This is a genomic window from Pseudonocardia lacus (genome assembly GCF_018531445.1).
GTDB classification, from domain to species: domain Bacteria; phylum Actinomycetota; class Actinomycetes; order Mycobacteriales; family Pseudonocardiaceae; genus Pseudonocardia; species Pseudonocardia lacus.
Genome location: NZ_JAHDTH010000464.1, coordinates 1 through 1228, shown reverse-complemented (window position 1 = coordinate 1228; position 1228 = coordinate 1). Strand labels below are relative to the sequence as shown.

Genomic DNA, 1228 nt, shown 5'->3' with positions numbered 1-1228 from the left:
CGCGGTGGCCGGCCGCGGTGGCCAGCGCGAGCGCTTCGCGGCCGTCGGCCTCGGCCTCCTCGGCGCGCCCGAGCGCGGCCAGCGCCTCCGCGCGGTGCCACAGCGCGTACGCCTGCCCCTCGACGGCGTCCAGGTCGCGGGCCAGGCGCAGCGCGGCGGAGGTCTCGGCGAGGCCGGCGCCGGGGCGCCCGGCCAGGACGAGCCCGTGGCCGCAGGTCGAGCGCGGGGTGACCGCGCGCAGCAGCTCGCCGGAGTCCTCGAAGAGCCGGGCGACCCGGCCGAACTCGGCGACGCCCGCGGTGATCCGGCCGTCCAGGAAGGTCGCCATGGCCCGGCCGTCGAGGATGCGGGCGACACCGGCGCCGTCGCCGAGCCCGCGGTAGGTCGCCAGGGCCGACTCCGCCCGTTCCCCGGCCCGGTCGGGCCGGTCGAGGTTCATGTCCACGATCGCGGCGGTCTCCAGCGCCAGCGCTCGCGACGGCTCGTCGGTGCCGGCCTCGACCAGCGCGAGCTCCACCAGCTCCGCCGCCCTCAGCGCGTCCCTGGCTCCGAACGTGAGCATCGCCAGCCGGGCCAGCCGACGTGCCCGGTCCGGCCCGGCCCCGGTGATCCGCAGCGCGGCGCGCAGGTCGTCGGCGGCATCCGGTTCGCCGTGCTCGGCACGTCCGCGGGCGCGCAGTTCCAGCAGCTCGGCGCGCACCGCGGGCGGGGGGTCGAGGTCGAGCCCGGCCGAGGCCAGGGCCGCCGCTTCGGCGGTGGCGTGGACGGCGAGGGCCCGGCCGGCCGCGACGGCGTAGGCCGCGGCCGCGGCACCGGGGTCGCCCGCTCCCCGGTGGTGGCGGGCCGCTTCGGCCGGGTCGGCGTCCTCGCCGGTGAGGGCGCGGGCGAGCCTGCCGTGCAGGTTCGCCCGCTCCGCCACGTCCAGCCCGTCGCCGACCGCCTCGGTCACCAGGTCGTGCGCGGTGGCCCAGCCCTTCTCCCCGAGCCGCGCCAGCCCCGTCGCGGCCAGCTCGGACAGGGCCTGCAGGACCACGTCGGCGTCCTGCCCGGCGGCGGTCGCGAGGGTGCGGGTGGCCACCTCGCGCGCGAGGAGCGCGAGCATCCCGAGCAGCAGCGCGCGCAGCCCGCTCTCCTGCCGGGCCCGCAGCAGCACCGCCCGCCGCTGCCCGGCCCGGCCGAGCTCGGCGACCAGCGCCGCCGTCGCCGCGCCCGGGTCCGGCGCCGGGCG

General features: G+C 80.7%; 1 protein-coding gene. It reads right to left on the bottom strand.

The genetic code is table 11. The features are described 5' to 3' along the window. The coding region (locus KIK08_RS39095) for an ATP-binding protein (RefSeq protein ID WP_408004797.1) at positions 1–1228 on the bottom strand (1228 nt) is incomplete at both ends.